Here is a 4402-nt window from a genome sequence, read left to right on the forward strand (position 1 = left end):
GGCCGGCGTGGCCGCGCTCCTGACCACCCACCCCAGCGTCTTCCAGGCGGTGCAGTACGCCGGCGCCGCCTACCTCTGCTGGATCGGCCTCAAACTGCTGCGCGCCAAGGACGGTGCGAACCCCGTCGTGCCCATGGAAGCCGGCCGCTACTTCCGCCAGGCCACCCTCATCACCGTGCTCAACCCCAAGGCCATCGTCTTCTACATGGCCTTCTTCCCGCTCTTCATCGACCCGGCCCGCCATCAGGGCGCGGTCACCTTCGCTGCGATGGCCGTCACGATCGCGGTGCTCACCGCCGTGTATTGCCTGACCCTGTGCGCCTTCGCCCACGCCATTGCCGCCAAGGTGCGTGCCCACCGGCGCGTGGCGAAATGGCTGGAGCGGCTGGCCGGCGTCTTCCTGATCGGCTTTGGCATCCGCTTGACGACGAACTGAGCTTGACACCTCTGCCGGCGGCATCCGACAATTCAACCAGTTGATTCAACCAGTCCAATTTCATGACCACCACCGTCGGCGCCTTCGAGGCCAAGACCCATCTGTCCACCCTGCTCGACCGCGTCGAACAAGGCGAAGAGGTCGTCATCACCAAGCACGGCCGTCCGGTGGCCCGCCTCAGCCCCATGACCACGTCACGGCGCGAAGAAGTGGCCGATGCCGTAGCGCGCCTGAAGGACATCGGCCAGCGCCTGAGCCTGGGCGGCCTGGACTGGCGCGAGCTTCGGGACGAAGGCCGCAAGGGATGAGCACGGCGATCCGCACGGCCGGCCTCGTGCTCGACGCGTCGGCCACGCTGGCGTGGTGCTTCATCGACGAACGCAGCCCCCGCACGCAGGCCCTGCTCGACCGAGTGGCCGACGAAGGCGCACTGGTTCCCGCCCTGTGGCACCTGGAGATCGCCAACATCCTGCTGTCGGCGGAGCGCCGGCAGCGCGCCACACCCGCCGACGTGGCCGAAATCCTCGACAGCCTCGAGCAGTTGCCCATCACCACCGACCAGGCATCCACCCGCCTGAGCGGCCACGACCTCCTGCCGCTGGCCCGCGAACACGCCCTCTGCGTCTACGACGCCAGCTACCTCGACCTCGCCATGCGCCGCCGCCTGCCCCTGGCCACGCTGGACACCGCCCTGCAACGCGCCGCCCGTGCCGTGGGCGTCGATCTCATCGAACTCTGAGCCCCACAAGAACCCGCCCATGGCCAAGATCTTCTGCATTGCCAACCAAAAAGGCGGCGTCGGCAAGACGACCACCGCCGTGAACCTCGCCGCCGGCCTGGCCCGGGTGGACCAGCGCGTGCTGCTGGTCGACCTCGACCCCCAGGGCAATGCCACGATGGGCTCGGGCGTGGACAAGCGCACCCTGCCGCTGTCGGTTTACGACGTCCTGCTCGAATCGGCCACGGTGGCCGAGGCGCGCACCCGCTCGGCACTGGGCGGCTACGACGTGCTGGGCGCCAATCGCGAACTGGCCGGCGCCGAGGTCGAGTTGGTCGATCTGGAGCGCCGTGACCGGCGCCTGAAGCAAGCCCTGGCCGCCGCCGATGCCGACTACGACTTCGTGCTGATCGACTGCCCGCCCTCGCTGTCGATGCTCACGCTCAACGGCCTGGTCAGCGCCCACGGCGTGATCGTGCCCATGCAGTGCGAGTACTTCGCGCTCGAAGGCCTCACCGACCTGGTCAACACCATCAAGCAGGTGCACGCCAACCTCAACGCCGACCTGAAGATCATCGGCCTGCTGCGCGTGATGTACGACCCGCGCATCACGCTGCAAAGCCAGGTGAGCGAGCAACTCAAGCAGCACTTCGCCGACAAGGTCTTCAACACCGTGATCCCGCGCAATGTGCGCCTGGCCGAGGCCCCCAGCTATGGCCAGCCCGGGGTGGTGTTCGACCCGGCCTCGCGCGGCGCCCAAGCCTATGTCGAGTTCGCACGCGAGATGGTCGCGCGCATCGCCACGATGTGAGGCCCCTGTACCATCCCGGCCCATGACCCTGCGCGTCCTCATCCTGCCCGGCTGGCTCGATTCCGGCCCCGACCACTGGCAAAGCCGCTGGGAAGCCCTGTACGGCGACACCCGCGTGGAACAAGCCGACTGGGAATGGCCCCGGCGCGGCGACTGGATGGCGCGGCTGGATGAGGTGCTGAGGACCGAGCCCACGCCCGCGCTGCTGGTGGCCCACAGCCTGGGCTGTCAGCTCGTGGCGGCCTGGGCGGCACATTCGCGGCTGACCGACCGCGTCCGGGGCGCCTTGTTGGTGGCCCCGCCCGACACCGAACACGACGGCACGCCGCCCCAACTGCACAACTGGCGGCCTATCGTGCGCGAGCGCTTGCCCTTCCCGGCCACGGCCGTCATCAGCACCGACGACCCCTACTGCAGCACGGAACGCGCCGCCGAGATGGCCCAGCAGTGGGGCGCGCAGCTCGTGAGCCTGGGCCCGCGCGGCCACCTCAACCACCAGTCCGGCTTGGGCGACTGGCCCGAGGGCCGCGCCCTGCTCGACGCGCTGCGCCCCACCCCTTCTTCCGTTTCCTGAACCCGCCCATGGTCACGAAAAAACCCAAAGGCCTCGGCCTCGGCCTCGAAGCCCTGCTGGGCCCCAAGGTGAACGACAGCCCGGCCACCGCGACGGGGGACGGCCCCCCCTCCACCCTCAAGCTCGCCCAGCTGCAGCCTGGCAAATACCAGCCGCGCACGCGCATGGACGAAGGCTCGCTGTACGAGCTGGCCCAGAGCATCAAGGCCCAGGGCATCATGCAGCCTATCCTGGTACGCCCTTTGGACGCACCAGGAAAGGCATCCCATGACAAGTCGCAGGGGCCCTTCCCTGCGACGGGCGCGTCAAACGACCTCGGCGGACTGCCCCGGTTCGAGATCATCGCCGGCGAACGGCGCTTTCGTGCCGCCAAGCTCGCGGGCCTGAACGAGGTGCCGGTGCTGGTCAAGGAGGTGCCCGACGAGGCCGCCGCCGCGATGGCGCTGATCGAGAACATCCAGCGCGAGGATCTCAACCCGCTGGAGGAGGCCCAGGGCCTGCAGCGCCTCATCAACGAGTTCGGACTCACGCACGAGCAGGCCGCACAGGCCGTGGGGCGCTCGCGCAGCGCCGCCTCCAACCTGCTGCGCCTGCTCCACCTGGCCGAGCCGGTGCAGCAGATGCTGATGGCCGGCGACCTCGACATGGGCCACGCGCGCGCGCTGCTGCCGCTCGAAGCCGCGCAGCAGATCCTCCGCGCCCACGAGATCGTCGCGAAGAAGCTCAGCGTACGCGAGGCCGAAAAGCTCGTCACCCGCGCCACCCAGACCCGGCAAACACCGCTTCTGCGGGTCAAGCACGACAAGCCGCGCGACCTGCGGCGCATCGAGGAACAGCTCTCCGACCATCTCACCGCCGCCGTCGAGATCCGGGTGAAAAAGCGCACCAAGCGCGGCGAACAGGGCGAGGTGGCGATCGCCTTCGGCTCGCTCGACGAGCTCAACGGCCTGCTGGACAAGCTGGGGTTGCAGCCAGGCTGAGCCCACACCGCTGTCCGGGCCATCGGCGCGCCGCGCCTGGCGGAGAAGCCACCCCCTGAGTGGCGCCACAGCCGGGTTCATCGAGATCGCGCGCGAGCCGTACCGTGCGCGCGGACGCCGGCACGCGCCCTGCGCCCCTATCCGGCAGCCCGTTCACAACCGGCCGCGCACCAGCGGTCCGCACACGCGGGCCACCTCGGCCAACCAGCGCTCCAGCGCCTCGGGGTAGGCCTGGCCCGGCTCCAGCCGCCAGCGGCGGCGCAGTTCGCGCGAGACGGTGCGCACCTGCCAGGCGGCTTCGCGTGCGATCAGGCTGAGTTCGGCCAGCAGGCGGGGCTCGAGCGCGTCCGCCCCCAGCCATTGCAGTTGTTCGGGGCTCGCCCCCGCCTCGGCCAGCGCGCGCCGGATCGCCGCGAGCTGCTGCGTCGCACGCAGGCGCACCGCCTCGGGCCCCGGGGCATCGGCCACCGCGGCCCAGCCCTGCAGCAGGCCGTGCACCTCGCCGAGCTCGGCCAGCGGGTCGCCCACCGAGGCCGGCGGCGCCTTGGCGGGGCAGTCCGCCAGGAGCTCCAGCAGCACCTGCGTCAGCTCCGGGTCATAGCGATGGCGGTTCATGCGCAACGCCACCGACAGGCGAAGCTCCGGATCCACCGGGTCGCGCCCGTACATCGCGGTCACCACCTCGGCCAGCGAGAGGATGCGCCCCAGCGGGCTCAGGGCCTCACCGGACAGCCCTCGGGGATAGCCGCTACCGTCGAGCTGCTCGGGAAGGTCTGCAAAACCTTCCTGCCAGACTGCCGGGATGGGACAATAGCGACATGAAGCAGATGAGTCTGGAGGCGCCGATGTATACGGGCTTTGAGCTGCGCGCCAAGCGCACCCG

7 protein-coding genes are annotated in these 4402 nt (G+C 69.9%); 6 read left to right on the plus strand and 1 reads right to left on the minus strand.

Annotated features, from left to right (window positions below; translation table 11 throughout):
- From ACK4ZD_RS15250 to ACK4ZD_RS15275, 6 genes are all read left to right on the plus strand, one after another.
- Positions 1 to 436 (plus strand): LysE family transporter (locus ACK4ZD_RS15250; protein ID WP_409663987.1); only part of this gene is annotated, 436 nt, incomplete at its 5' end.
- A 62-nt stretch (positions 437 to 498) separates the two neighbouring features.
- Positions 499 to 744: a type II toxin-antitoxin system Phd/YefM family antitoxin gene (locus tag ACK4ZD_RS15255; protein WP_409663990.1), complete on the plus strand. Its 246-nt coding sequence runs from the start codon at positions 499 to 501 to the stop codon at positions 742 to 744.
- Positions 741 to 1175: a type II toxin-antitoxin system VapC family toxin gene (locus ACK4ZD_RS15260; RefSeq protein WP_409663992.1), complete on the plus strand. Its 435-nt coding sequence runs from the start codon at positions 741 to 743 to the stop codon at positions 1173 to 1175. The genes ACK4ZD_RS15255 and ACK4ZD_RS15260 overlap by 4 nt, the downstream gene beginning before the upstream one ends.
- 19 nt (positions 1176 to 1194) lie before the next feature.
- Entirely contained in the window at positions 1195 to 1965 is a 771-nt protein-coding gene (locus ACK4ZD_RS15265; protein WP_409663994.1) for a ParA family protein, read from the plus strand.
- Between the two features lie 22 nt (positions 1966 to 1987).
- Positions 1988 to 2539, plus strand: a complete 552-nt coding sequence (locus ACK4ZD_RS15270) for an RBBP9/YdeN family alpha/beta hydrolase (RefSeq protein WP_409663997.1) — start codon at positions 1988 to 1990, stop codon at positions 2537 to 2539.
- Between the two features lie 8 nt (positions 2540 to 2547).
- Complete coding sequence (locus ACK4ZD_RS15275; RefSeq protein ID WP_409664000.1) at positions 2548 to 3519, plus strand: ParB/RepB/Spo0J family partition protein; 972 nt, start codon at positions 2548 to 2550, stop codon at positions 3517 to 3519.
- Positions 3520 to 3672: 153 nt separating this feature from the next.
- Here ACK4ZD_RS15275 and ACK4ZD_RS15280 read toward each other — a convergent pair.
- The coding region (locus ACK4ZD_RS15280; RefSeq protein WP_409664002.1) for an HD-GYP domain-containing protein at positions 3673 to 4402 on the minus strand (730 nt) is incomplete at its 5' end.

Origin of the sequence: Caldimonas sp. (genome assembly GCF_046291045.1) — a bacterium.
Taxonomy (GTDB): domain Bacteria; phylum Pseudomonadota; class Gammaproteobacteria; order Burkholderiales; family Burkholderiaceae_C; genus Caldimonas.

Bases quoted from the DNA above. Each gene is read 5' to 3' on its own strand.
- ACK4ZD_RS15260 (WP_409663992.1), top strand. From the start codon at position 741: ATGAGCACGGCGATCCGCACGGCCGGCCTCGTGCTCGACGCGTCGGCC.
- ACK4ZD_RS15270 (WP_409663997.1), top strand. From the start codon at position 1,988: ATGACCCTGCGCGTCCTCATCCTGCCCGGCTGGCTCGATTCCGGCCCC.
- ACK4ZD_RS15255 (WP_409663990.1), top strand. From the start codon at position 499: ATGACCACCACCGTCGGCGCCTTCGAGGCCAAGACCCATCTGTCCACC.
- ACK4ZD_RS15265 (WP_409663994.1), top strand. From the start codon at position 1,195: ATGGCCAAGATCTTCTGCATTGCCAACCAAAAAGGCGGCGTCGGCAAG.
- ACK4ZD_RS15275 (WP_409664000.1), top strand. From the start codon at position 2,548: ATGGTCACGAAAAAACCCAAAGGCCTCGGCCTCGGCCTCGAAGCCCTG.